The sequence below is a fragment of the Bradyrhizobium uaiense genome, assembly GCF_010811875.1.
Taxonomy (GTDB): Bacteria; Pseudomonadota; Alphaproteobacteria; order Rhizobiales; family Xanthobacteraceae; genus Bradyrhizobium; species Bradyrhizobium uaiense.
This window is the reverse complement of record NZ_VKHP01000142.1, coordinates 1-24,077: the sequence shown is the minus strand read 5'-3', so window position 1 is coordinate 24,077 and position 24,077 is coordinate 1. Positions and strand designations below refer to the sequence as shown.

Annotated in this window: 22 protein-coding genes; 12 read left to right on the top strand and 10 right to left on the bottom strand. The window is 63.8% G+C overall.

From position 1 onward, the window contains the following. Positions 1-485: 485 nt before the first annotated feature. From FNJ47_RS28570 to FNJ47_RS28555, 4 genes are all read right to left on the bottom strand, one after another. A complete protein-coding gene (locus FNJ47_RS28570) occupies positions 486-701 on the bottom strand; it encodes a hypothetical protein (protein ID WP_163159180.1) in 216 nt (71 codons plus the stop codon). A 78-nt stretch (positions 702-779) separates the two neighbouring features. Continuing rightward, complete coding sequence (locus FNJ47_RS28565) at positions 780-4,364, bottom strand: error-prone DNA polymerase (RefSeq protein ID WP_163159184.1); 3,585 nt, start codon at positions 4,362-4,364, stop codon at positions 780-782. Between the two features lie 67 nt (positions 4,365-4,431). Next, entirely contained in the window at positions 4,432-6,219 is a 1,788-nt protein-coding gene (locus tag FNJ47_RS28560; RefSeq protein ID WP_430649420.1) for a Y-family DNA polymerase, read from the bottom strand. Beyond that, complete coding sequence (locus FNJ47_RS28555) at positions 6,110-6,904, bottom strand: ImuA family protein (protein WP_163159178.1); 795 nt, start codon at positions 6,902-6,904, stop codon at positions 6,110-6,112. Before FNJ47_RS28555 ends, FNJ47_RS28560 begins: the two co-directional genes overlap by 110 nt. A gap of 257 nt (positions 6,905-7,161) precedes the next feature. Between FNJ47_RS28555 and FNJ47_RS28550 the strand changes: the two genes are divergently transcribed. From FNJ47_RS28550 to FNJ47_RS28535, 4 genes are all read left to right on the top strand, one after another. Beyond that, entirely contained in the window at positions 7,162-8,601 is a 1,440-nt protein-coding gene (locus FNJ47_RS28550; protein ID WP_163159176.1) for a UdgX family uracil-DNA binding protein, read from the top strand. Positions 8,602-9,153: 552 nt separating this feature from the next. Continuing rightward, positions 9,154-10,776, top strand: a complete 1,623-nt coding sequence (locus FNJ47_RS28545) for an inorganic phosphate transporter (protein ID WP_163159174.1) — start codon at positions 9,154-9,156, stop codon at positions 10,774-10,776. A gap of 239 nt (positions 10,777-11,015) precedes the next feature. Then, positions 11,016-11,363: a DUF3147 family protein gene (locus FNJ47_RS28540; protein WP_163159172.1), complete on the top strand. Its 348-nt coding sequence runs from the start codon at positions 11,016-11,018 to the stop codon at positions 11,361-11,363. After that, entirely contained in the window at positions 11,360-11,851 is a 492-nt protein-coding gene (locus FNJ47_RS28535) for a DUF3147 family protein (protein ID WP_175068432.1), read from the top strand. The genes FNJ47_RS28540 and FNJ47_RS28535 overlap by 4 nt, the downstream gene beginning before the upstream one ends. 13 nt (positions 11,852-11,864) lie before the next feature. Here FNJ47_RS28535 and FNJ47_RS28530 read toward each other — a convergent pair whose 3' ends face one another. Beyond that, positions 11,865-12,380, bottom strand: a complete 516-nt coding sequence (locus FNJ47_RS28530; RefSeq protein ID WP_163159170.1) for a YciE/YciF ferroxidase family protein — start codon at positions 12,378-12,380, stop codon at positions 11,865-11,867. Between the two features lie 184 nt (positions 12,381-12,564). Between FNJ47_RS28530 and FNJ47_RS28525 the strand changes: the two genes are divergently transcribed. The 4 genes from FNJ47_RS28525 (at position 12,565) to FNJ47_RS28515 (ending at position 14,777) form a co-directional block, all read left to right on the top strand. Next, a complete protein-coding gene (locus FNJ47_RS28525) occupies positions 12,565-13,626 on the top strand; it encodes an ROK family protein (RefSeq protein ID WP_163159168.1) in 1,062 nt (353 codons plus the stop codon). Between the two features lie 158 nt (positions 13,627-13,784). Continuing rightward, positions 13,785-14,351, top strand: coding sequence for a Crp/Fnr family transcriptional regulator (locus FNJ47_RS28520; protein ID WP_236000141.1), 567 nt, complete (start codon positions 13,785-13,787; stop codon positions 14,349-14,351). Beyond that, positions 14,237-14,503, top strand: coding sequence for a helix-turn-helix domain-containing protein (locus tag FNJ47_RS51595; protein ID WP_347341729.1), 267 nt, complete (start codon positions 14,237-14,239; stop codon positions 14,501-14,503). The genes FNJ47_RS28520 and FNJ47_RS51595 overlap by 115 nt, the downstream gene beginning before the upstream one ends. A 31-nt stretch (positions 14,504-14,534) precedes the next feature. Next, entirely contained in the window at positions 14,535-14,777 is a 243-nt protein-coding gene (locus FNJ47_RS28515; RefSeq protein WP_163159166.1) for a DUF6894 family protein, read from the top strand. 739 nt (positions 14,778-15,516) lie between these two features. On the opposite strand, the gene FNJ47_RS28510 is transcribed toward FNJ47_RS28515, so the two are convergent. Then, positions 15,517-16,437 carry a LysR substrate-binding domain-containing protein gene (locus FNJ47_RS28510; protein WP_163159164.1) on the bottom strand — a complete coding sequence of 307 codons (921 nt, stop codon included), beginning with the start codon at positions 16,435-16,437 and terminating at the stop codon, positions 15,517-15,519. Between the two features lie 137 nt (positions 16,438-16,574). On the opposite strand from FNJ47_RS28510, the gene FNJ47_RS28505 reads away from it, so the two are divergent. Then, positions 16,575-17,756: a cytochrome P450 gene (locus FNJ47_RS28505; RefSeq protein ID WP_163159162.1), complete on the top strand. Its 1,182-nt coding sequence runs from the start codon at positions 16,575-16,577 to the stop codon at positions 17,754-17,756. 155 nt (positions 17,757-17,911) lie between these two features. On the opposite strand, the gene FNJ47_RS28500 is transcribed toward FNJ47_RS28505, so the two are convergent. Beyond that, on the bottom strand, positions 17,912-19,084 hold the full coding sequence (locus tag FNJ47_RS28500; protein ID WP_163159160.1) for a M20 aminoacylase family protein: 1,173 nt from the start codon (positions 19,082-19,084) through the stop codon (positions 17,912-17,914). Positions 19,085-19,363: 279 nt separating this feature from the next. On the opposite strand from FNJ47_RS28500, the gene FNJ47_RS28495 reads away from it, so the two are divergent. Beyond that, complete coding sequence (locus FNJ47_RS28495; protein ID WP_163159158.1) at positions 19,364-19,789, top strand: hypothetical protein; 426 nt, start codon at positions 19,364-19,366, stop codon at positions 19,787-19,789. A 3-nt stretch (positions 19,790-19,792) separates the two neighbouring features. Here the strand turns inward: FNJ47_RS28495 and FNJ47_RS28490 are convergent, their stop codons facing one another. The 3 genes from FNJ47_RS28490 to FNJ47_RS28480 form a co-directional block, all read right to left on the bottom strand. Continuing rightward, complete coding sequence (locus FNJ47_RS28490; RefSeq protein ID WP_163159156.1) at positions 19,793-20,416, bottom strand: pyridoxamine 5'-phosphate oxidase family protein; 624 nt, start codon at positions 20,414-20,416, stop codon at positions 19,793-19,795. A gap of 105 nt (positions 20,417-20,521) precedes the next feature. After that, on the bottom strand, positions 20,522-21,859 hold the full coding sequence (locus FNJ47_RS28485; protein WP_163159154.1) for an amidohydrolase: 1,338 nt from the start codon (positions 21,857-21,859) through the stop codon (positions 20,522-20,524). Positions 21,860-22,002: 143 nt separating this feature from the next. Continuing rightward, a complete protein-coding gene (locus FNJ47_RS28480; RefSeq protein WP_163159152.1) occupies positions 22,003-22,773 on the bottom strand; it encodes an IclR family transcriptional regulator domain-containing protein in 771 nt (256 codons plus the stop codon). Positions 22,774-22,956: 183 nt separating this feature from the next. On the opposite strand from FNJ47_RS28480, the gene FNJ47_RS28475 reads away from it, so the two are divergent. Together FNJ47_RS28475 and FNJ47_RS28470 are read left to right on the top strand one after the other, a co-directional pair. Further along, entirely contained in the window at positions 22,957-23,448 is a 492-nt protein-coding gene (locus tag FNJ47_RS28475; RefSeq protein ID WP_163159150.1) for a MaoC family dehydratase, read from the top strand. 11 nt (positions 23,449-23,459) lie between these two features. Further along, positions 23,460-23,912: a MaoC family dehydratase gene (locus tag FNJ47_RS28470; protein WP_163159148.1), complete on the top strand. Its 453-nt coding sequence runs from the start codon at positions 23,460-23,462 to the stop codon at positions 23,910-23,912. Positions 23,913-24,077 lie beyond the last annotated feature (165 nt).

Genomic DNA, 24,077 nt, shown 5'->3' with positions numbered 1-24,077 from the left:
GCACCCATGGGCCCCGTGCAAAAGGTAGAAAGCACGGGGGTAGGACCACAGGTGTAACCGAAACAACCCGGCTTTCCCTGCGCGATGGCTTACGGCTTATACGTGCTCTCCCCGGCGAGACTGGGCTCGTTTGTCACCGCCTTCGCAACACGCTTTCGCATCTTGCGCGAGGACACCTGCCACTAGGGCGTCAGGACCACACGACTTCGCCGTCCGCTTCATGTGCACTCGTCAGTTGCGCAATCGGCGTCCACCGCATCTCGACCCACGTTCGTGACGACCGCGAAGCGCCCCTCGTGCCGGGTGAGACGGGAGCATTGAACATCTGAGTTGGGTGCGGCGTCAAGTTAAATTCTGAAAATACGAATGTCGTCGAGTGCCTCGGCGGCGGGACGATAGCAGCTGATCCGTGGCGCACAAGGTTGCCAGCCGGCGATTGCGGTGCCCACTATCGCTATGGTGAATGCTACGATCCGCTCAGTGCGTCAGGGGCGCATGAAGGCGAAGTCCGTATCGGGGTCGCAATTGTCGGCGATGAATCGAAGCTCCGACTGGACGTCGGAGACGCTCCTGTTTTCAAGGTATTTCGAGACGACGAGGCCGAGCAGCGAACGGCAGAGGGCGTCGTGATCCAGTCCGACGGAGGTTGCATCTACAAGTGCTGCAGAGAAATGACGCTTTGCGATTTCGGTTGCGGACATCACACCCTCCCTTTTTTCCTTGTCCTATAGGAGCTCCGCGAGGCGTTTGATCTGCGTCAAATCAGGACCTACGTCCCGTCAATGAAAATCCCGTGACGGCGGCAGGATGCGGACGTTGCGGGGGTGGCGGATCTTTTGCGGCGGGTTGTCGCCGTGATCGCGGCTGATGTCGTTGAGCGGCTCGATCAGCGCCGGGCCTGCCGGCACCGGAAGCTTACGGCCAGGGGATTCGTTGGCGAGGCCGATCAGATCGTGGGAGCGATCGGTCATGCGCTGTGCCACCAGATGCGTCACGCCTTCGGGGCTGCTCTGGATATAGCCCTCGACCAGGATCAGGCGCGCACCCATCACCTCCTTGCGGTACTGCGCCATCACCTTCGGCCATACCACGATGTTGGCGATGCCGGTCTCGTCCTCCAGCGTCATGAACACGACGCCCTTGGCGCTGCCCGGCCGCTGCCGCACCAGCACCACACCGGCGCAAGCGACGCGACGGCGATCGTTGCTGCGGTTGATGCTGTGGCAGGCGACGACGCGCTCCCTGGTGAACATCTCGCGCAAGAACTCCATCGGATGGCCCTTCAGCGACAGGCGGATGGTCTGATAGTCGGCGACCACCTGCTCGGGCCGCGGCATCTCCGGCAGCGGTTTTGTACCCTCATCCGGCTGCTCGCGCGCGGTGGCGGCCTCGAACAACGGCAGCGGCACGTCGTCCGGCAGCCGCCGCACCGCCCACAGCGCCTCGCGGCGGTCGAGCCCGAGCGAGCGGAATGCATCGGCATCGGCAAGCAGGATCAGCGCGCGCTTGGGCAGGCCGGTGTCGCGCGCGAAATCTTCCAGCGAGGTGAACGGCCGGCGGTCGCGCGCGGCGACGATGCGGTCGGCCCAGTCTTTCTCATCTCCGCCCAAGGCCATACGGGAGGTAGGCGGGTTCCCTCCCCCCTTGCGGGGGAGAGTTAGGGAGAGGGGTAAGCCGCACGGGCGGTGGTCGTGGCTTACCCCTCTCTCCAACTCTCCCACGCAAGGGGGGAGAGAGCCCATCCGTTCGTGCCTCCCTGACTCACCTGCACTACGCAGCGTCTGCTGCTGAGCCTTCAGCCGCTCCTCATCCTCATCCAGCCAGTGAAAGCCGTCGATCTGGCGGAAGCCGAGCCGCACTGCGCAGTGATCGCCGACTTTCTCCTCCAGCGTGTTCTGCGCAAAGCTGAAGGAGACATCGACCTCGCGCACCGTGACGCCGTTGTGGCGGGCGTCGCCGACGATCTGCGCCGGGGCGTAAAAGCCCATCGGCTGCGAGTTGAGCAGGCCGCAGCAGAACGCATCGGGATGATGGTGCTTCAGCCACGAGGAGATGTAGACGAGCTGGGCGAAACTCGCGGCATGGCTTTCCGGAAAGCCGTAGGAGCCAAAGCCCTTGATCTGGTCGAAGCAGCTGCGCGCGAAGTCCGGATCGTAGCCGCGCGCCACCATGTTGCCGACCAGCTTCTCCTCATAGGTGCCGATGGTACCGACGTTGCGGAAGGTCGCCATCGAGCGGCGCAGGCCGTTGGCTTCTTCCGACGTGAAATGGGCCGCCTCGATCGCGATCCGCATCGCCTGCTCCTGGAACAGCGGCACGCCGAGCGTCTTGTGCAGGACATTGTAGAGCTCGTCCTTGTCGCCCTTGTCGGGCGCCGGCGACGGATAGCTGACCTTTTCCTGGCCGTTCCGCCGCCGCAAATACGGATGCACCATGTCGCCCTGGATCGGCCCGGGACGCACGATCGCGACCTCGATGACGAGGTCATAGAACGTCCGCGGCCTCAAGCGCGGCAGCATGTTCATCTGCGCCCGGCTCTCGACCTGGAACACGCCGAGCGACTCCCCGCGGCACAGCATGTCGTAGACTTCTTCTTCGTCCTGCGGGACGGAGGCGAGCTCCCAGCGCTTGCCCTTATGGTCATCGATGAGATCAAAACATTTACGGATGCAGGTCAGCATGCCCAGCGCCAGCACGTCGACCTTCATCATATGCAGCGCGTCGACGTCGTCCTTGTCCCACTCGATGAAGGTGCGGTCGTCCATCGCGGCGTTGCCGATCGGCACATAGGTGTCGAGCCGGTCCTGGGTCAGCACATAGCCGCCGACATGCTGCGAGAGATGGCGCGGAAACTCGATCAGCTCGGTGGCGAGCTCGACCGCGAGGTTGATCACCGCGTTTTTCGGGTCGAGCCCGGCCTGCCGCACCTGCATGTCGTTGAGGCCCTTGCCCCAGCTGCCCCACACGGTATCGGCGAGCGCCGCGGTGACGTCCTCGGTCAGCCCGAGCGCCTTGCCCACGTCGCGGATCGCGCTGCGCGGACGATAATGGATAATGGTGGCGATGATCGCGGCGCGATGGCGGCCGTAACGGCGATAGACATATTGCATCACCTCCTCGCGCCGCGAATGCTCGAAATCGACGTCGATGTCGGGCGGCTCCAACCGCTCCTTGGAGATGAAGCGCTCGAACAACAGATCGACCTTGGTCGGGTCGACCGAGGTGACGCCGAGCACATAGCAGACCGCCGAATTCGCCGCCGAGCCGCGCCCCTGGCACAGGATGTTCTGGCTGCGCGCATAGTGCACGATGTCGTGCACGGTGAGGAAATAATGCGCGTATTTCAGCTCGGCGATCAGCGCGAGCTCCTTGTTCAGGGTGGCGCGGAGCTTGTCGTCGATCTTGCCGTCGAAATATTTGTCGACGCCGGCCCAGGTCAGGTCCTCCAGATGCTGCTGCGCGGTCTTGCCCGGCGGCACCGGCTCGTCGGGATACTGGTATTTGAGCTGGTCGAGCGAGAACGAGATGCGTTTCGCAAAGCGCATGGTTTCCGAGATCGCATCCGGCAGGTCGCGGAACAGCCTGACCATTTCATGCGCCGGCTTGAGATGCCGCTCGGCATTGGCCTCGAGCTTGCGGCCGACAGCCTCGATCGTGGTCTTTTCGCGGATGCAGGTCAGCACGTCCTGCAACGGGCGGCGCGCGGGATGGTGATAGAGCACCTCGTTGGTGGCAAGCAGCGGCACGCCGGCCTCGGTGGCGAGACCATGCAGCCGCGCGAGACGGCGCTTGTCGTCGCCGCGATAGAGCAGGCTTGCCGCGAGCCAGACGCCATCGGCGGCGCTCGTCTTCAGCTGCGCGAGCACGTCGAGCGCGTCATCGGTCTCGTACCGATGCGGCAATGCCAGCACCAGCAGCTGACCTTCGGCGAAATCGACCAGATCGGACAAAGTGAGCCGGCAGTCGCCCTTCTCGATACGCTCGAATTCTTGTTTCGACGCGTTTTCTTCACGCGAACCGGTGTCCACTTCGCTGGAAAACGCTCTGCTGCCACCGCGCTTGCCGCGGGTGAGCAGCTGGCAGAGCCGGCCATAGGCGGCACGGTCGCGCGGATAGACCAGGATGTCCGGCGTGCCGTCGATGAAGACGATGCGGGCGCCGATCAGGAGTTTTGGCGGATGAAGAACCTTCTCGCTGTCGAGCTCCTTCCAGGCCCGCACCACGCCGGCCAGCGTGTTGTGATCGGCGATCCCGATCACGGAGATCCCGAGTTCGCCCGCCTGATGCACATAGGCGCGCGGATCGGAGCCGCCGCGCAGGAAGGAGAAATTGCTGGTGATGCCGATCTCGGCATAGTCGGGCATCAGATTCTCGTTTTGACGCGTTTTCTTCACGCGAACCGGCCTCCACTTCGCTTGAAAACGCTCTGCTTCATGCGAACAACCCGTGCACATACCAATTGGCCGGGACCGGCCTGCCCTCTTCGTCCCGCAACTTGCTCTCATAGAGACCATCGCGAAATATCCAGAAGCGCTGGCCTTCGGCGTCCTCGACGCGGAAGTAATCGCGCGTCAGCGCCGCGCCGTCCTGCTTCCACCATTCCATCGCGATGCGCTCGGGGCCCTCGACCCGCACCACCGCGTGCAAGGCGCGCCGCCAGGTGAATTGATGCGGCGGACCGTCCGGCACGCTCGCGAACGGCACCTTGATCGGCTCGGGCCGCTCGAACAGCCTGAGCGGCCGCAGCGGCGGCTCGCCCGTGACGCGCTCCGGCCAGGCCGCGGCGCTCGCGGCGGCCAGATGATGCTGCGCCGGCAACGCCAGCGTTGCGCGCTCGGGGATGTGGCTCTCGAGCGGCAGATGCACGACGACACGTTCGCCGCCGATGCGGGCGGCGATGCGGTCGATCAGTGCCGAGATCTCGTCATTGTCATGCACGGTCGTATCGAGGTCGCGCTGCTGCCGCACCACGATCTCGGTACGCCCGGCGGCGAGGCGAATGAGATCGAAGCCGAAGCCGGGATCAAGGGGATCGTTGAGCGCATCGAGCCGCTCGCGGAACAGGCGGTCGATCATCTCGGGCCGCGTCACCGGCCGGCCGGTCTCGACCATGATCGCGCGCACCGCTCCGTCAGTGCGGAAGAAGCTCGCCTCCAGTTGCCGGGCGCCCTTGCCCTGTCTGTCCATCGCCGCAACCAGCATTTTGGCGAGGCTTGAGAGCGTCAGTGCGATCACGGTGTCGGTCGCGATGGGTTCCGGGAAACGCTTCTCGACGATGTAATCGGGCAGCGGCTTGCGCGGGCTGATCGGGGCATCGCCTCGCCCGAGCGCATGACCGAGCAAGGTGGTGAAATCAGCACCGAACCGCGCCGAGATCTCATGCGGCGCGCGCGCGGCGACATCGCCGATGGTCTTCAGGCCGGCGCGGCGCAGGCCGATGGTCACAGCAGCATCGGCGCCGAGTGCCGACACCGGCAGCGGGCCGACCGCCGTCGCTTCCGCGCCATCGGCGACGATCTGCCCGGACGTGTAGCGCGTCAGCGTGCGTGCCGCGATCGAGGTGCCGGCAATGGCCGCACTGACGGCAAAGCCGCGCCGGCTCAGCGCATGGGTCACGATCTGCAACAGCGCGCGCTCGCCGCCGAACAGATGCGCGCAACCGGTGATGTCGAGGAACAATCCATAGGGCGGATCGAGCGCGACCAGCGGCGTGAAGCGGTCACACCAGTCGGCGATGTCGTTCAGCGTCTTCAGATCGGCGGCGGGGTCGGCGTCATAGACCGTGAGCTCCGGACAGATCGCCCGCGCATTGGCCAGCGGCAGCCCGATCGACAGCCCGGCCCGCACCGCGGCCTCGTCGATGGAATGAAGCAGGATGGCGTTGTGGTCTTTTGCGACGACGACACTGGGGAGAACGTTGCATTTCGTAAGGGACGCATCGGCAGACGGGTTCTCTCCCCCCTTGCGGGGGAGGGTTAGGGAGAGGGGTAAGCCGCATACGCCGGCGTCCGTGGTACCCCTCTCTCCAACTCTCCCCCGCAAGGGGGGAGAGAGCCCTGCCAATGCGCTCGCCTCACATGAAGGTCCACTTAGCTTGCTTGCAACAAGCTCAGCTTGCGAGGCGATGTCCTGCGCGAGCTTGCGCTTGATGCGGTCGATTGGCAGGCGCGGCAGCCACAGGCTGAGGATGCGCCGACGGTTCACTGAATTGGCACTCATCACATTTCCATTCCATGATCCATCGCCCGACCGGGCCATGACGATTGCGCACGAGTTCGGCCTCGAAGCGCGGCGCGCCCCAGACGCTTGCGGCATGGCCGGGCGGCGAATGCGCCGCGCGCACGATCCAGCGCGTCTCCGCGGTCGAAGGGATCGCCGTCGCCGCGATCCGCAGCACCAGCGCGGTGACGCCGGAGGCTTGCGCGGCCAGGGTCAATTTGCGGCTGGCGACGAGATCGAGCTGGCGCGCCTGGCCCCAGATCTCGAGCACGACCGCGCCGAGCGCATCGCAGGCCAGCGCATCGGCCGCGGTGCGCAGGCCGCTGTCGACATCGGCGGCACGCACCGTGACCAAGAGGCGCGGATCGAGGCCGAGCTCGGCAAGCCCGCTCATCGACAGCGCGCCGTTCTCGCGATCGGAAAAATCCTGCCGCACCCAGACCAGCGGCTTGCGCGCCGATATCCGTCCGGCGAGACCCGCGATGAAGCCGGTCGCCGCGCCGCTCTGATGGCCGGCCGCAAACACCTCGTGCAGCGCAGCCGGCGCAAGCCCGCCGCGCAGCATCGCGTCCGCGCCGGCATGGCCGAGCGCGATGCGGTTCGGCATCGTCGCATCCGAAGGCGCCTCGATGCGCGCGATGCTGCCGCGCAGAGACGCAAGCGTACCCATGCGTGCGCCGTTCATTGCGCCGCTCCTTCCCAACCAAAATTTGAGGCCGTCACTGATCTGAACAGAGAACCAGGGACTGGCCCATTTGTTCATGATATGTTCTAATATAAAGCTAACAGGGCCCACGGAGTCAATCGGATTGGTGGGCTCAGTGATTCCTGAGTGGAATCAATGGGATTAAGCCACAGCCGAACCAGGCGGGCGCTGATCTTCCGCAATATCATGCGCGGAAGGCCGCGAAAATGGCGGCGTGACGGAAACGGAGCAATCGCATGCGTATCATCGTGCTCGACAACGACACCGATTTCGAGGGCTGGCGCAAGGCCTCGCGGCGCCTGGCATTGAATGACGTGAAGCCTTCGGAGATCGCGTGGACCGTGCGCCGCGACGACGAACTATCCTCCGCATCCTGCGCGAATGAATTGCCGGACACACCGCAGGCGCAGTTCAATGTGTCAGCCAAATTCGTCGAGCTCGCAAAGGCCGCGATCCTGCATCGGAGCGACGCGCGCTTCGCCCTGCTCTATCGCCTGCTGTGGCGGCTGCGCAGCCATCACGACCTGCTCAGCGCGACTGATGATCCCGATGTCGCCGAGGTCCATGCGATGGCGCGCGCGGTGTATTGCGACATCGACAGGATGCACGCGCATCTCCGCTTCCGCGAGATCGGCCGCGAGCGGACGGCACATTACGTCGCCTGGTTCGAGCCGGAGCATCGCATCGTCGAGCTCGCTGCACCTTTCTTCGCCGGCCGCTTCGCCGACATGCCGTGGTCGATCCTGTCTCCCGACGTCTGCGCACATTGGGACGGGCACGCGATCTCGATCACGCCGGGTGTCGCCAAATCCGAGGTGCCGAGCGAGGATCGACTCGAGGAGGCCTGGCGGCGTCATGACAACGGCTTCTCCAATCCCGCACGACTGAAAGTGATGGAGATGCCGCAGGCCTATTGGAGGAACCTGCCCGAGGACTCGATCATTAAGCCGTTGATCGAAGACGCCATGCGCATGACCAGCGGCGCCTTCATCGCACGCAAGGCGATCGAGCCGCAGCGGCAGGATCACCCGATGGCCCGCAAGCAAGTTCAAGACAAACAAGCTCACGACACGCACGATGCGATTGCCGCCTTGCGCGCCGAGGCCGCCGATTGCCGCGCCTGCCCGCTGTGGAAGGACGCAACGCAGACCGTGTTCGGCGAAGGACCGCAAGGCGCAACGCTGATGCTGGTCGGCGAGCAGCCCGGCGACAAGGAGGATCTCGCAGGCCATCCCTTCGTCGGACCGGCCGGGCAGATGCTCGATCGCGCGCTTGAGGAAGCCGGCATCGATCGCGCCAGGGTCTACATCACCAACGCCGTGAAGCATTTCAAATTCGTGCCGCGAGGCAAGATCCGGCTGCACCAGAAGCCGGGCACAGCTGAGATCCGCGCCTGCCGTCCGTGGTACGTGCGCGAGCTCGCCGCCATCAGGCCGCAGCTCGTGGTGGCGCTCGGCGCCACCGCCGCACAGAGCGTGCTCGGCAAGATCACGCCGGTTAACAAGAACCGCGGCCATCTCATCGACCACGACGGAACCAAGGTGCTCATCACCGTGCACCCATCCTATCTGTTGCGACTGCCTGATGAGAAAGCCAAGGCGCTGGAATATCAGCGCTTTATCGACGACCTGAAAATCGCCGCGGATCAATTGCGCGATTCGGCCCACGCGGCCTGAGTTCCGCCGAACCGGCGGAACCAGGGAACCACACTTCAACGTGAAATTGTTCTAAACGCTGATAAATCCCTACAACCTTTAATTGATCCGTGGTACTGTGACGTGTTTCGCAGGTATCGGGCGTCATGTTCACGCCATGGCGTACCCTGAGGCGGGCGCGCTGCGCGGTTTGCTAGCCCCAATCGTGCGGCGCGCCACCTCATCTGTCCCCCAATCATCCTCCTCTCGCTCGCCGCCTCCTCTCGCTTGCCGCGCCCGCCGGATTTTTCCGATCGCTGGACTCTGTCGGCTCGGTCGCGTCGCCTGTGTGATCTCATCTGCACAAAGTTCTCGCCCCGCGAAACGCAGGCAGCGCGTTTCCGTCGCGATCGGTGATCGCCTGTTGCAGAAGATTGCCACGAGGTCGCGAAGGCGCGTGAGCCGTCAACGCGTTGCACAAAAATTCGCCCCGATGTCCACCGTGATGGCTGAGCGCCTCATTTCACGGGGCGGATTTCAATTGCTTGTCATATGCATCGATCAAAATCGGAGGCATTGGGACAGGAGTTTACCATGAGCGATATGGCGTTACCCGGCTCGATCGAGCCCGCCTTGAAAAAGGGTCCGGACCTCGACAAGGGCTTCCACCCGATGACGGGAATCATCTATTTGGGCGTGGTTGCGGTCGCGCTGCTGTTCGTTGCCTACAGCATCTATGCCGACGTCGACGCCACCGGTGCGCGTGTCACGTCGTTTCTGCCGTACATCATGCTGTTCGTTGCGCTGCTGATTGCGCTCGGCTTCGAATTCGTCAACGGCTTCCACGACACCGCCAATGCGGTCGCGACCGTGATCTACACCCGCTCACTGCCAGCGCATGTCGCCGTCGTATGGTCGGGCCTGTTCAACCTGTTCGGCGTACTGCTCTCGAGCGGCGCCGTCGCGTTCGGCATCGTGTCGCTGCTTCCGGTCGAACTGATCCTGCAGGTCGGCTCCAGCGCCGGCTTTGCGATGGTGTTCGCGCTCTTGATCGCCGCCATCATCTGGAATCTCGGCACCTGGTGGCTCGGCCTGCCGGCCTCGAGCTCGCACACCCTGATCGGCTCGATCATGGGCGTCGGCATCATGAACGCGCTGCTGCGCGGCCGCGACGGCACCTCGGGCGTTGACTGGTCGCAGGCGGCCAACATCGCCAAGGCGCTGCTCCTGTCGCCGCTGTTCGGTTTCGTGCTCGCCGCCGGCCTGCTCTACATCCTCAAGGCGGTGCTGGCGCGCGCCACACCAGCACTGTTCGGCGAGCCGGTCGGCGACCAGCCGCCGCCGTGGTGGATCCGCGGCATCCTGATCCTGACCTGCACGCTGGTCAGCTTCTTCCACGGCTCCAATGACGGCCAGAAGGGCATGGGCCTGATCATGCTAATCCTGATCGGCACGGTGCCGACCGCTTATGCGCTGAACCGCGCGCTGCCCGCGAGCCAGATCGAGTACTTCGCCGCGCATTCGACCGCGGCCAGCAAGGTCATCGAAGGCAAGGCTGCCGGCTACAACGTGATCGGCAATCCGCGCCCGGCCGTGACCAACTATGTCTCGCAGCACCAGATCAACGAGGGCACCTTCCCGTCATTGGCGGTGCTGGTCCGCGACATCGGCCAACAGGTCGCCCAGTACGGCTCGCTGGCCAAGTTCCCGGCTGACGTGGTCGGCAACACCCGTAACGACATGTACCTCGCCTCGGAAGCGATCCGCCTCCTGATGAAGGACAAGGAAGCCGAGCTGACCGCGGCCGACGTCGCCACGCTGAACGAGTACAAGGGCTCGCTCGATGCCGCGACGAAGTTCATCCCGAGCTGGGTGAAGTTCGCCGTCGCCATCGCGCTCGGCCTCGGCACCATGGTCGGCTGGAAGCGCATCGTCGTCACCGTCGGCGAGAAGATCGGCAAGACCCACCTGACCTATGCGCAGGGCGCCTGCGCCGAGATCACGGCGGCTGCGACGATTGCGGCGGCCGACGGCTACGGCCTGCCGGTCTCGACCACGCACGTGCTGTCGTCAGGCATTGCCGGCACCATGGCAGCCAACGGCTCCGGTCTGCAATGGGCGACGATCCGCAACATCGCGATGGCCTGGGTGCTGACCCTGCCGGCCGCGATGATCCTCTCGGGCTGCCTGTACTACGTGTTCTACCACGTGTTCTGATGCGCCATGCTTTCGGCGCGGCAACGCGCCGGACGGAAGGCCCGCATCATCGTGCGGGCCTTTTCTTTTGAGACACTCCCGTCGTTGCAAGGAGTGCGACATGTGCCGGCACATTGGAACAGCCGCACGATCGACGACTTTGTATTCGGAGCATTGGACGGATTTCCCGTTCTGCAACAAACAAAAGGCCAGCTTCACGAGAAGAGCGGCGGCCCACAACTCGCAGCTGGACCAGCGCCATGACCGAGTACATCGTGCGGTTTTTCATTGGCGGCGTTGTCGTCTCCGTCTTCGCCATGCTTGGGGACATCCTGCGCCCGAAAAGCTTCGCCGGCTTGTTCGGCGCTGCGCCATCCGTTGCCCTTGCCACATTGGGCATTGCCATCTGTCAACACGACCCTGGCTACGCTGCACTGCAAAGCCGCACGATGGTGGCGGGCTGCATTGCACTCGCAACTTATAGCATCGTCGTCTGCCATCTGCTCATGCGTGGGCGCGTCCGCGCGTTGCCTGCCACACTGCTGTCCTTCGTGGTCTGGCTGGCAGTCGCATTCGGCCTGTTCAGCCTTGGCGGAGGAGCGGCATGAAGCTGCCAATCGGCCTCTCATTGGCTTCGTTGCATGAGAGCCGCTGGTACGAATACCTGATTCGATTTGCGCTCGGCGGAGCCGCTACGGTTCTTACCGGCCTCATCAGTAGCTACTATGGTGCGGCGGTCGGGGGCCTGTTCCTCGCGCTTCCCGCCATCTTCTGCGCGAGCGCGACGCTGATCGAAAAGCATGAAATCCGCCGCAAGCAAAAGGCAAATCTCCACGGCGAGCGGCGCGGACAGGAGGCCGCGTCACTTGACGCCATGGGGGCCGCGCTCGGGGCGATCGGCATGCTTGGATTTGCCGTCTCGTTTTCCTGGCTCGTGACCGATAGCGTGGCAGCCGCTTTTGCCGTCGCCTCGCTGGCCTGGCTGCTCGTCTCTTGCGCGACTTGGTTGATCTGGCGCCTCGCGCGTCAGGTTCAGCGAGAGCGCATCGCCGACAACAGCAGCGGCTCCGCCATCACGCGAAGCCGCTCCAACTGAGAACCCCTCAAGTTCAGCCGACGCGTGCGGCCTTCCTGTTGATGCCCTTGCGCAGAGCGACGCTATTCAGCTTGGTGTTCGCGGCCTTTTCCTCGTTGAGATTGGTCGTCAGGTAACGCACGATATCGTCATGGCCAAGCTCCTCGGCCCAAGCAATCAACGTGCCGTACCGGCACATCTCATAATGCTCGACGGCCTGCGCATTTGCGACGATGCCGGCATCAAGAACGGCCTTGTCCTCGATTTCTCCAGCGGTCTCATCCGCCTCCTGGATGATGCCGTCGATTGCCGGACACTTCGTGCCGCTGGGCTGCTGGCCGAGCTTTTCAAATACCTTCTGAAGGCGCTCGACCTGCCTGTTGGTTTCCTCCAAATGGTTCTTGAGTCCCATGACCAAGTCGCGATTGGTCGCCTTGTCGATCATCTTCGGCAGCGATTTGATGATCTGCTGTTCGGCGTAGTAGATGTCTTGCAGACCATGCACCAGCAGGTCTTCCATCGATTTAATGTCCTTGGTGAAGATACCCATTGTCGGCCTCTCGTCTATTGATGGCTTTGGTTTCTTTTGACAGCCTTGGAACGCCCACGCCCGGCTCCTGTTCCTGTTGCGCAGGCCCGGCAGCGCACCGGTTGGCGGCCAACGGACTACCTAGGAACGTCCAGGTCCGACAGATGTTATTGAGGTCTCCGATAGAAAGCGCCGAAAGGCCTGGATGGCAGACGGAACGATCGCAACTACTGGCATTGCTGCTCATGGCGCCCTGCGCCTGCCTACGGTCGAGATAGACAGCTACGATATCGAGCTGAAGGACAACCACGGGTTCATCGGGGATCGGGCGAACAAGGAGGCATTCTGCGATATCCTCGGACGATGGCGCAGACCCATGCGCAAGTCGGGCCAGGACCCGTTTGGCAACGAGCCTTCCAAGAACGTCAGCAAGAAGGCCCTCGATGCGATCCTTACCGGCGACGACACCGAAGCGTCAGCCGTCGTTCAAAGTGCCATCGAGGCGTTCTCGCAGCAGCTTGCCCATGTGACGCGGCGCTTCCTCAAATCCAAGGCTTGGGACAAGACGGAACGGATCGTCGTAGGCGGCGGCTTCCGCGAAAGCCGCCTCGGCGAACTCAGCATCGCGCGCGCCGAGATCCTCTTGCGCGACGATTTCAAGGTCGAGATGTGCCCCATTCGCCATCGTCCCGACGATGCCGGCCTGCTGGGCGCGCTGCATCTTGCGCCCTCCTGGATCTTTCAGGGATTCGATTCAATTCTCGCCGTCGATATCGGCGGCACCAATATCCGCTGCGGCGTTGTCGAAACCCGCAGCGAGAAGTCGCCGGACCTTTCCAAGGCGCGGGTGCGGAAATTCGAGCTGTGGCGTTACGCCGACGACGCCTCAACCCGGAAAGGTGCCGTCAAACGGCTCGTGAAATTGCTCCGACACCTGATCTCTGCCGCCGAGAAAAAGAAACTTAAGCTCGCCCCCTTCGTCGGGATCGCCTGTCCGGGGCTGATCGAAAGCGATGGATCGATCGAAAGGGGCGCGCAAAACCTTCCGGGCAATTGGGAGGCCGACGGATTCAACCTGCCGACGAGCCTGGTGGAGGCCATCCCGCGCATCGGCAAGCACTATACGACGGTCGTCATGCACAATGACGGCGTCGTGCAGGGGCTCTCCGAAATCCCCCGGATGCAAGACGTCAAACGTTGGGGCATCCTGACCATCGGAACAGGCCTCGGCAACGCCCGCTTCACCAACCGCAGCGGTAAAAACTAGGAGACGCCTGCGGCCTTCGCCTTGAGCTGCCTCATCCTGCCAATCTTAACTTATGTAAATCCCCTCCCCGCTGTCGCAGAGTAGGGTGTCGTCGGCTCATAGCACCGGCGGTTTGCTCGGAATGGTCCAAATTCGACGCGCCGGAGGGGCTGCAGCACATGCCGATTGACATGATGATCCGCAAAGTGAGGCTTCATACCGGCCTCACCGAAGAGGATACCGCCGCGCTGCGTTCGATCGTATCAAGCGTGCGCGATCTCGGCGCCGGAACATCCATCATGCAAGAGGGCGAGATCAGCCGCCACTGCTGCGTCATGTTAAGCGGCTTCTCCTACCGTGCCAAAGTGTCGGACGGCGGCAAGCGGCAGATCCTGTCGTTTCACATCGCAGGCGACATGCCGGACCTCCACGGGATGTTTCTCAAGCGAATGGATCACGACCTCACCACGTTGACGCAGGCGCGGGTCGGCTTCATCGACCACCGGGCGTTAAGGCAGGTCATCAGTCTGCGCCCTGCCGTTGCGGAAGCCTTGTGGCGCGAGACTTTGATCGACGCGGTGCTGTTCCGGGAATGGATCGTCAGCCTTGGGACCGTCCCGCTGCAGCGCGCATGGCCTATTTGGTGGCGGAGTTGCGTCAGCGCTTGGCCGCGATCGACATGGTCGCTGAGGACCAGTTCCGGTTTCCCGTCACTCAGGCAAAACTTGCGGAAGCGCTTGGATTGAGCACGGTGCATGTCAACCGGGTCCTCCAGTCCTTTCGAGCGCAAGGCATCCTCGATATTCACGACAGCGTCGTCACTTTGCGTGACATCGAAAAGATCGTGGAGATCGGCGGATTCAATGAACTGAACCTTCTACCGCTCGAAAGTGCTTAGGAACGATGAGGTCGGTGTAGCTTTGGCGAGGATGCCGACCTATTACTTCAGGATTTCCGGCACCGACCCGTTCTTCACCGCGGATGGCGTCGAGTTGTCCAACGATGCCGTCGCTTGGCAAGAGGCGCGTTCGCTGTTGCAAGACGCCCAAGAGAGCTTGCAAGCGGGCGAGGATTGGACACTTGAAGTGCTCAGAGACCAGCGCCCACTGTTCCGAATTTGGCTGCACAGCGAAAAGGCCGGCGACACTCCCGGACGCCCTGCTCGAAGGTGACTGAATCGCTGGTGCGCCAAAGCCGGCTCCGCTGGGCTACGCCGAGGCCAGCCGGGGTGCGCATCAACTGGTTGTGGACACCTGCTTAGCTCTGCCCGCCCTTGCGGCCGGCTTCCTTGCACCCTGCTTCCAAGGCACGCTGCGGATCGTTGGCGAAGTCTTGCTGTCCGCCTCGTTCCTCGTTTGCCACAGGGATTCTCCATGTTGCCCGGCCCTATCGACCCAACAGTGCACAAAAGGCGCCGTTCCTAAGTCGATCCCGCCTGGAGGAGACGACAGCCACGCATCAATGCGCGCGGCATTGTCGGCGCTACGGACCCGCTGCAGCAGAAACTCCCGCTCCTTGCCCGGCGGCGTGCGCCTTGCCTTTTCCTTCGCCTGCCTCGCGAAATGCCCCAATCGCTTCTGTAACGACGTGGTTTGCTTAAACCGATTACGCCTCTTCTTCATGTGCTCCAACCGCGTTGGGGCTGAGTTGGCGGGAGCGCGCCGTTGCGTTCTCAATCACCGACTCGCCGATCTGCCCGTGTCGGTAATCTAGAACCTGGCTCGATTGGCAACGATAACATACGTCAACGGGTAATCGCCGACGTCGATGCCGCCATGGATGCGGCGCTCAACGAGTCCGGGGCTGCGTGGCCCCGGCCCCGGTGACGCTGCCGACACGATGAGATGCGTGAAAGTCACGCCGTCCCCGAAAGCAATCACACTCGTCGTCATTCGGCGCGAGGCCGTGCACTCAGGCAGCGTGACCCTTGTCGCAAGCCTTGGCGACCTCGGCCAGCAGGCCGCGTGCCCATTTGTGCAGGCCTGATTTCGCCGTCCTGGCGCTCCAGTACATGTCGATCGAGATCGGCACCCGGAACGGCAGCGCGGCGACGTGCAGGCCGCCACGCATGGCCCGCGCCAAATGATGCGGGATGGTCGCGACGAGCCTTGTGCCGGCAATGATGCGCTCCAGACTGTCGTGGTTCGGAAGGCTGACCACCGGCGCGATCTCGATCTTCCTTGCCTTGAGCGCAGCGAGATAAAGCGGCTGCCACTCGCCGCTATGGGTGATGAAGACATGCTCGGCCCTGGCATAGGCCGACAGCGCGATCCGGCCGCGCGCCAGCGGATTGGCCGGATCCATCACGCAGACATAGTGATCGGTCAGGATGTGGCGCCTGAAGAAACTTTCGCCGACGACCCCGACCGGGCCAAGGACGATGTCGCACTGGTTCTGCTTGAGGTGGACGTCGCCATGGCCCGCGGCATCCAGCAAAACGAGGCGAACCTGCGGTGCGCCGGCACGCAGCCGCGCACTGAATTGCGGGATCAGGGTCTGGCGTTCGTGATAATTGCAGGAGATCGTCACGCTGCCCTGCGCCGTCACCGGGTCGAATGCGACCGGCGAGGCGAGCCCGTCGATCTCGCCGATCATGTCCCGCGCCCAGCCGACCAGCGCCGCGCAACGCTCGGTGGCCGCCACGCCATTGCCGTTGCGGACGAACAGCGGGTCATGCAGCGCGCCGCGCAGCCGCTCGACCGCATAGCTGATGGTCGACTGATTGACGTCGAGCCGCTTCGCCGTCGCCGAGAACGAGCGCAGATCGTAGACCAGCACGAGCGTCCGCAAGGTCCCGATGTCGATCGGATCGATCGAGGAATTGGCCGCCACGCTGCACCTCCCGCTTTGCCGGCACCCCAGCCTAGCACAAGATCATCGACTATTTCGATGGCCTAGATCGATCCCATCGAATTGAGCGATTGCATCCCCGGCGCTAGCCTTCACAAAAAACCGCTCCGGGAGGACCAATGGCCAGCACCGTGCCTGTCGTCACTGACATCGCGTATCAGGATTTGCTCGACGACCCCTATCCGATCTTCCGCCGCCTGCGCGAGCTGGCGCCGGCGGTCTATGTCGAACCCGCGAAGCTGACGCTGGTGACGCGCTTCGACGACATCACGCGGATCGAGCGCGATCCCGCGACCTACTCGGCCGATAACCCCGCCTCGCTGGTCAACAAGGTGATGGGGCCGACCTTCATGCGCAAGGACGGCGCCGAGCACGCGATCGGCCGCAAGGCGATCGAGCCCTCGTTCCGTCCGGCCACGATCAAGGAGCATTGGGCGCCGCAATTCACCGCGATCGCGGAACAACTGATCGATAATCTGTCGGTGGCTGACAGCGCCGACCTGTTCTCCACACTCGCCGCGCCGATGGCCTCGCTCAGCCTGATGGCAATGATCGGCTTTCGTGAGATGCCGTGGCAGACCCTGGCCGAATGGTCGCAAGCCTTGATCGACGGCGCCGGCAACTATGCCGCCGATGCCGAGATCGAGCGCAAGGCGATGCAGGCGAGCGCCGACGTCGATGCCGCGATCGACGCCGTGCTCGAGGATCACCGCAGCCACCCCAATCCCTCGATCCTGTCCTCGATGGTCAATGCCGATCCGCCGATGCCGATCGACGGCATCCGCGCCAACATCAAGGTGATCATCGGCGGCGGACTGAACGAGCCGCGCGACGCGATCCTGACGCTGGTGCTCGGCCTTTTGGAGAACCCCGCACAGAAGGCCGACGTGCTGGCCAGGCCGGAGCTATGGCCCGCCGCGCTCGAGGAAGCGGTGCGCTGGATCTCGCCGATCGGCATGTATCCGCGCCGGGTGACCCGCGACGTCGAACTCTCCGGCACCGTGCTGCCCGAGGGCCTTCAGATCGGCTTGTGCGTGGGCGCTGCGAACCGTGACGGCAACCGCTTCGCTGCGCCCGATCGCTTCGACGTGACGCGGCCCAAACAATCGCATCTGGCTTTCGGCGCCGGACCGCATTTCTGCGCCGGCACCTGGGTGTCGCGGCTCACCGTCGGCAAGATCGTGGTGCCGATGCTGTTCGACCGCTTGCGCAATCTGCGCCTCCACGAGGAGACGCCGCCCGTCGTTCGCGGCTGGGTGTTCCGCGGTCCGGTATCGCTGCCGGTGCGATGGGATGCTTAATGAAGGGCGCTTCCCACCACTCGTCATTGCGAGGAGCGAAGCGACGAAGCAATCCATTGTGCCGCGCAAGCGGATAGATGGATTGCTTCGCGGAGCCTGTCATCGGGCGGCGCTGCGCGCCGACCCGTTGGCTCGCAATGACCGCTCGGTGAGCCTCACGCCGCCAGCGCATTCTCCACGATCTTCACGAAATACGACGTGCCGTAGACGATCGCCTCGTCGTTGAAATTGTAGGCGGGGTGATGCAGGCCGGCGCTGTCGCCATTGCCGCAGAAGATGAAGGCGCCGGGCCGTGCTTCCAGCATGTAGGAGAAATCCTCGGCCCCCATCAGCGGCGGCATTTCATGCACGTTGGATGCGCCGGCGACCTCGCGCGCGATGCGGCCCGCGAATTCGGTCTGCGCCTCATGGTTGACGGTGACGGGATAGCCGCGCTCATAGGTGAGATCGATCTTCGCGCCGGTCATCTTGGCCACTCCATCGACCACCTCGCGCACGCGCTTCTCGATGAGGTCGCGCACTTCCCGGGTCAGCGTGCGCACGGTGCCTCGCAGCTCCGCGGTCTGCGGGATCACGTTGCGGGCATTGCCGGCGTGGAATTCGCACATCGAGATCACGGCGGAGTCGAGCGGATCGACGGTACGCGCGACGATCTGCTGCAACGCGGTGATGATCTGCGCGCCGACCAGCACGGAATCGATGCATTTGTGCGGCCGCGCGGCATGGCCGCCGAGCCCTTCGATCTTGATGTCGATCGCGTCGGTCGCAGCCATGATCGGGCCGGTGCGGATCGCGAACGAGCCGATCGGAATCCCCGGGCCGTTGTGCATGCCGTAGACCTGCTCGATCCCGAAGCGATCCATCAGGCCGTCCTTGATCATGGCGGCCGCACCGGCGCCCCCCTCCTCGGCCGGCTGGAAGATCACGACCGCGTCGCCGGCGAAATTGCGCGTCTCGGCGAGATAGCGCGCTGCGCCGAGCAGCATCGCGGTGTGGCCGTCATGGCCGCAGGCGTGCATCATGCCCGGCGTCTTCGAGGCGTAAGGCAAATTGGTCTGTTCGTGAATCGGCAGCGCATCCATGTCTGCGCGCAGGCCGATCACCTTGACGTCGCCCTTGGCCGGCCCCTTCTTGCCCTTGATAACCCCGACCACGCCGGTCTTGCCGAGCCCGGTCGCGACCTCGTCGCAGCCGAACTCCCGCAACCGGTCGGCCACGAATGATGCAGTGCGGTGCACATCGTAGAGCAGCTCGGGGTTTTCGTGGATGTTGCGGCGCCAGGCCTGGATATCGGGTTGCAGATCGGCGACGCGGTTGACGATGGGCATGAGAATTCTGGCCTCGGAGGTTGGACGTAGGTCCTGTCTAGCATGCAAGAGCCGGTCCACCCAAACAGATGTGGCATGCCTTTTGGTTGGGGCCTGCTTCCGATTGGGATGGCAGGAATGTTCCTCGGACGGGAGACCGCGTGACTTCGAGGACCCTGATGTCAGACCGGATACGATCGCATCCGACCAAAGCCTAATAGTGTCGCAAATATCCCGCACGGATACTACCCCAGGTTATCAGCACCGAAATCCTCTCGCCTTCCAACAGGGAGCGGCTGCATGACGCCGGATCAAGCGGTCTTGTTTTCCACCATCATCCTGCTGGTGCCGATGGGATACTTCCTGCTGGCAGCGCCGGCGTTCCTGCTCGTGAAGCTCGACGTCCCGCCTGTCACCCGCCTGCTGCGCGGCATGTTCAATGCCTACTTCCTGGTGCTGACCGTCTCCGGCGTGATCGGGACACTCGCCTTTGCCGCGGCGGGCCGGCCGGCGGTCGCGCTCGCCATCGCATTGATCGCGGGCTTCGCCGTGCTGGCGCGGCGTTGGTTTCTGCGCCGCCTCGATGCCGAGGCTGACGCGAGAGACTCAGGCGATCCCACCGCAGTGCGGCGGCTGCGCCGGCTGCATTGGGGCGGCATGGCGTGCAATGCAGTGCAGGTGTTCGCGCTGGTCGCCAGCATTCCCTACATGGCGCCGCTGCCCTGATCGCTATTCGTGCTTCCGATGCGGATCGTATTTCGAAAGCACATCCTTGAGGTAATCCCGGCTTTTCCATTCCGGTGCGGGCGGCTCGTACCCGGGCCGGGGAACGAACTGGTTCGCAGGCACATCCGCTGAAGCGCCCATCAGGTCCGGAACATAGCGCGGGCAGTTTGGAAAGATTTCGCATTTCACGCGCACGACAACCTTCGCGCCGTGATGTCCGGCGAGCGTTTCCGGATCGTCGTGGATCGTTGCCTTGCCGCGGACGCGGGTACGAAACGTCCTGCCGTCGAGGCGCACGAACAGCAGCCCGACGTTCGGGTTGCGATGAATATTGCCGAGTGTGCGGTACATGTTGTTGCCGTCGTACTCGGGGAATTCAAGCGTATCGGGCCCGGTGATCTTCACGAAGCCCGGATCGCCGGAACGCATCGAACAGTCGACGTTGTCCTGATAGCTCGTCGCTATGAAAAAGAATCGTGTCTCCTCGATGAGCTTGCGGTCCTGTTCCCAGAATTCGAAGTGGAGGCGATGCTGCTCGAGGCCGTCGGCGACACGACGACCGTCGAAGCGATCCTGCAACTCGCGCATTCCGTCGTGGTAGAAAGGGGCTCGGACCGGGTCTGCCACGGGAATCCTCCAGCAAGTTGGGCGTTCTATTGCAAGTTTTGGCACGCCCAGAGCGTGCGGCGCAACGGCAGCAGGCATTTCTTGCGCGCGCCCGCCGCAGAATGGCTATTGTCCCCGTGCCTGCTGGTCGAACACGCTCAGCACGGCAAGCGTCATGGCTTCGACACCGGTCTTGATGGTCGGCTCCGGCACCGGCGCGAACAAGGGCGAGTGGTTGGTCGGCAATGGTGGGCCGTTGCCTTCGCGGGCCGCAGTGACACGCTCCGGCTCGTAGACACCGATATTGAAAAACATCGAGGGCACCCCGGCGTTGATAAACTCCGAATAGTCCTCGCTCGGCGCGCCCGGCGGTGAAGGCGCGAACTTGTCGCCGAACGCCGCCTTCAGCACCTTTTCCGCCGTGCCGACCACGCTGGGATCATTGATCACGGCCTTGGTCCCCTCAGTGAGGTTTATCTCGGGCTCCGGCGCATTCGACATCGCGGCGACCGCCTTTGCCGTCCGCTCGATGCCCGCAAGCATCTTGGCACGCACCTCGGGCTTGAAAGCCCGGATGGTGCCGTACAGCACCACATCGTCAGGAATGATGTTTTCAGCGGTGCCGCCGTGAATTGCGCCGATGCTGACGACGCCGAATTCGGTCGGGTCCTTTTCGCGGCTGATCACGCTCTGGACATCGACGACAAAGCGCGCGGCCATCATCACGGGGTCGATGGTCGCCTGCGGCACCGCGCCATGCCCGCCGCGGCCACGGAATTTGATATAGAGGCCATCGGCGCTGGATGAACCGATGCCGACGCGGTAGCGCACCGTTCCATAGGCGAACGGGCCATCGTGCAAGGCGAAGCCGAAACCCGGCTTTGGAAACCGCGTGAACAGACCATCCGCCAGCATCGCCCTGGCACCCGCCACGATTTCTTCGGCCGGCTGGGCAATGAACATCAGCGTGCCGTGCCACTGCTCCTTCAGGCCGATCAGCGTCTTCGCCGTCCCGACCCAGCTCGCCATGTGAATGTCGTGACCGCAACTATGGGCCACGAAGGTCTCGCGTCCCTGCCAGGTCGTCTTATCGCGGCTGGCATAGGGAAGGCCGGTCTTTTCCTCCATCGGCAGCGCATCGAGCTCGGTGCGCACCATGACGACAGGACCCTCGCCATTCCTGTAGACCGCGACCAGCCCGGTCTTGCCGACGTGCTCCGTCACCTCGAAGCCCAGCGCCCGCATTTCGGCCGCCAGCTTGGCCGCGGTCTTCTCTTCCTGAAACGCGATCTCGGGGTGGGCGTGAAGATCCTTGTAGAGCGCGTCGAGTTTCGGATAGTCGGTCGCGACGGACCTCTCGATTGTCCCCTTCAGCGCGACGACATCAAGTTCAGCATGCGCGTGGTGCGGCAGTGAGGCGCAGAGTGCGGCGGACGCAAGCAGCGTCAGAACAACCTTGGTCATGGCATCGCTCCAAGTGAAATTCATACTGCATCCCGGGCAACCTTACATCGCCAGGCAAGGCTGGGCTGCATGATCTAAGCAGGCAAGGCGATGTGAAACAATGACCTATCCAGAGCGCGTCCGGACGATGGCGAATCTCGGGGCTAGCCCGTCGTCAGCATCTGACTGCGGATCTCCTGTGCGGTGCGGCGCAACGGCAGCAGAAACTTCTTGCGCGCGCCGGCCTCGCTGACCGTGCCGGAGATGGTGTTGACGCTGAGCGCTGCGACCACCGCGCCGGCCGGATCGCGCAACGGCACCGCAATGCCGCAGATCGCCGGGTCGAGCTCGCCATCGACCCAGGCGTAACCGTCGCTCTCGACCCGCACCAGCAATTCGCCGAGGCGCTCCGGATCGGTGACCGTGCGCGGCGTGACCTGCTTGAAGCCGCCGGTCGCGAGATATGTTTCACGGGTGCCAGGCGGCAGCGCTGCGAGCATGACGCGGCCGAGCGATACCAGATGCGCGGGCAGCCGGCTGCCGACACCGAGATTGGCCGAGAGGATCCGCCGCGCCGGCAGACGGAGCGCATAGACAATCTCGTCCTCGTCGAGCACCGCCATCGCGCAGGACTCGCCGATCTCGTTGCGCAGGTTTTCCAGCGCGCGTTGCGCATGCGCCCAGTAGGGCAGCGCGTTGAGATAGGACAGGCCGAGCCCGAGTGCGCGCGGCCGCAGGCTGAAATAGCGTCCGTCGGAGGCGCAGTATTTCAGCGCCACCAGGGTCGCGAGGATGCGGCGCGCGGTGGCGCGGTTGAGGCCCGCGGTGTCGGCCGCCTCCGCCAGCGTGTGCCGTCCCGGCGGCTTGCCCAGCGCCTCGATGATCGAGAAGCCGCGCGCGATCGCGCGCACGAAGCCGTCACTCTCTTTGCTCATCGCGTTTTGCTCATGGCGCCGGTTTGCGGGGGACGCTGGTTCTGCTCACGACATCGCAAGCCGCATGGCTGCCTGCATATGGCGCGGCACTGCCCGCTTGTCAGGGGCTCCCGACCGCGCTAGCGTCAATTCATACAGCGAATGAAATGTTCGCCTGGCGAACCCATAGCAGGAGGATGCACGATGGCGCAAGCGGAAAGTTCTGCGACCACACCGTTCGAAACCGATTTCTGGAAAGACGCGAAGCTGCGCAAGGTGTGGGACGACATCGTCCCCGGCGAGCCGCGCAAGACGCTGCCGTACAAGCTCACGCAGGAAGCGATCGCGTTGTACTGCCGCGCGGTCGGCGAGACCAATCCGCTCTATCTGGACGAAGCGGCCGCGAAGGCCGGCCCCTATGGCGGGCTGATCGCGCCGCCCGCGATCCATATCCTCTTGATGTTCGCCTGCACGCCGGCCGACGACTGGATGCGCTCGCCGGGCACCGTCAATGCCGGGCAGTCCTGGAGCTACAACATCCCTGCCCGTCCCGGCGACACCATCACCTTGCAGGCCCGCGCGCTCGACAAGTTCATCAAGCGCGAACGGCTGTTCGTGGTGCACGACAACGTCTTCTTCAACCAGCATGGCGACGTGATCTGCTCGGGTCGCGGCCAGACCATCCGTCCGATGTAAGGAGGATCACGATGACCACAGCGAATTTCGATGCTCTCAAGGCCGGCGACAGCATCGACGGCCCCGCATTCGCCGTCTCCCGCGAATCGATCCGCCTGTTCTGCGATGCCTCGCTCGACTACAACCCGCTGCATCTCGACGACAACTACATGAAGGGCGATTTCGGCAAGACCAATTTCGGCGGCATCATCATGCACGGCATGAACAATTTCGGCCTGATCTCGCGCATGCTGACCGACTGGGCTCTTCCTGCGGGCGCGATCCATCGGAGATTGGAGACGCGCTGGCTGAAGCCGGTGAAGCCCGGCGACACCATCCGCCCCGCCGGCACCGTCAAGGCCAAGCAGACCACCGCCAACTCGCGCTGGGTGCTGGTCGACGTCGCCGTGCAGAACCAGCGCGGCGAGACGGTCGCGGCCGGTGAAGCGATGCTGGAGTTTCCGGCAAGCGCGAAGGCGGGCTAACCGGGTTCAACTTGACCGTAGCAACGGGCTCCCCCTTACCTCGCCCCGTTCTTACGGGGAGAGGGTGGGGTGACGGGCTGTCTCCGCACATACGGTGATAGTTGTGCTTGCGGAGACCCCCCTCACCCGGATCGCATTACGCTGCGCTGCATGCGATCCGACCTC

Bases quoted from the DNA above. Each gene is read 5' to 3' on its own strand.
- FNJ47_RS28570 (WP_163159180.1), bottom strand. From the start codon at position 701: ATGTCCGCAACCGAAATCGCAAAGCGTCATTTCTCTGCAGCACTTGTA.
- FNJ47_RS28565 (WP_163159184.1), bottom strand. From the start codon at position 4,364: ATGCCCGACTATGCCGAGATCGGCATCACCAGCAATTTCTCCTTCCTG.
- FNJ47_RS28560 (WP_430649420.1), bottom strand. From the start codon at position 6,219: ATGAGTGCCAATTCAGTGAACCGTCGGCGCATCCTCAGCCTGTGGCTG.
- FNJ47_RS28555 (WP_163159178.1), bottom strand. From the start codon at position 6,904: ATGAACGGCGCACGCATGGGTACGCTTGCGTCTCTGCGCGGCAGCATC.
- FNJ47_RS28550 (WP_163159176.1), top strand. From the start codon at position 7,162: ATGCGTATCATCGTGCTCGACAACGACACCGATTTCGAGGGCTGGCGC.
- FNJ47_RS28545 (WP_163159174.1), top strand. From the start codon at position 9,154: ATGAGCGATATGGCGTTACCCGGCTCGATCGAGCCCGCCTTGAAAAAG.
- FNJ47_RS28540 (WP_163159172.1), top strand. From the start codon at position 11,016: ATGACCGAGTACATCGTGCGGTTTTTCATTGGCGGCGTTGTCGTCTCC.
- FNJ47_RS28535 (WP_175068432.1), top strand. From the start codon at position 11,360: ATGAAGCTGCCAATCGGCCTCTCATTGGCTTCGTTGCATGAGAGCCGC.
- FNJ47_RS28530 (WP_163159170.1), bottom strand. From the start codon at position 12,380: ATGGGTATCTTCACCAAGGACATTAAATCGATGGAAGACCTGCTGGTG.
- FNJ47_RS28525 (WP_163159168.1), top strand. From the start codon at position 12,565: ATGGCAGACGGAACGATCGCAACTACTGGCATTGCTGCTCATGGCGCC.
- FNJ47_RS28520 (WP_236000141.1), top strand. From the start codon at position 13,785: ATGCCGATTGACATGATGATCCGCAAAGTGAGGCTTCATACCGGCCTC.
- FNJ47_RS51595 (WP_347341729.1), top strand. From the start codon at position 14,237: ATGGCCTATTTGGTGGCGGAGTTGCGTCAGCGCTTGGCCGCGATCGAC.
- FNJ47_RS28515 (WP_163159166.1), top strand. From the start codon at position 14,535: ATGCCGACCTATTACTTCAGGATTTCCGGCACCGACCCGTTCTTCACC.
- FNJ47_RS28505 (WP_163159162.1), top strand. From the start codon at position 16,575: ATGGCCAGCACCGTGCCTGTCGTCACTGACATCGCGTATCAGGATTTG.
- FNJ47_RS28500 (WP_163159160.1), bottom strand. From the start codon at position 19,084: ATGCCCATCGTCAACCGCGTCGCCGATCTGCAACCCGATATCCAGGCC.
- FNJ47_RS28495 (WP_163159158.1), top strand. From the start codon at position 19,364: ATGACGCCGGATCAAGCGGTCTTGTTTTCCACCATCATCCTGCTGGTG.
- FNJ47_RS28485 (WP_163159154.1), bottom strand. From the start codon at position 21,859: ATGACCAAGGTTGTTCTGACGCTGCTTGCGTCCGCCGCACTCTGCGCC.
- FNJ47_RS28480 (WP_163159152.1), bottom strand. From the start codon at position 22,773: ATGAGCAAAGAGAGTGACGGCTTCGTGCGCGCGATCGCGCGCGGCTTC.
- FNJ47_RS28475 (WP_163159150.1), top strand. From the start codon at position 22,957: ATGGCGCAAGCGGAAAGTTCTGCGACCACACCGTTCGAAACCGATTTC.
- FNJ47_RS28470 (WP_163159148.1), top strand. From the start codon at position 23,460: ATGACCACAGCGAATTTCGATGCTCTCAAGGCCGGCGACAGCATCGAC.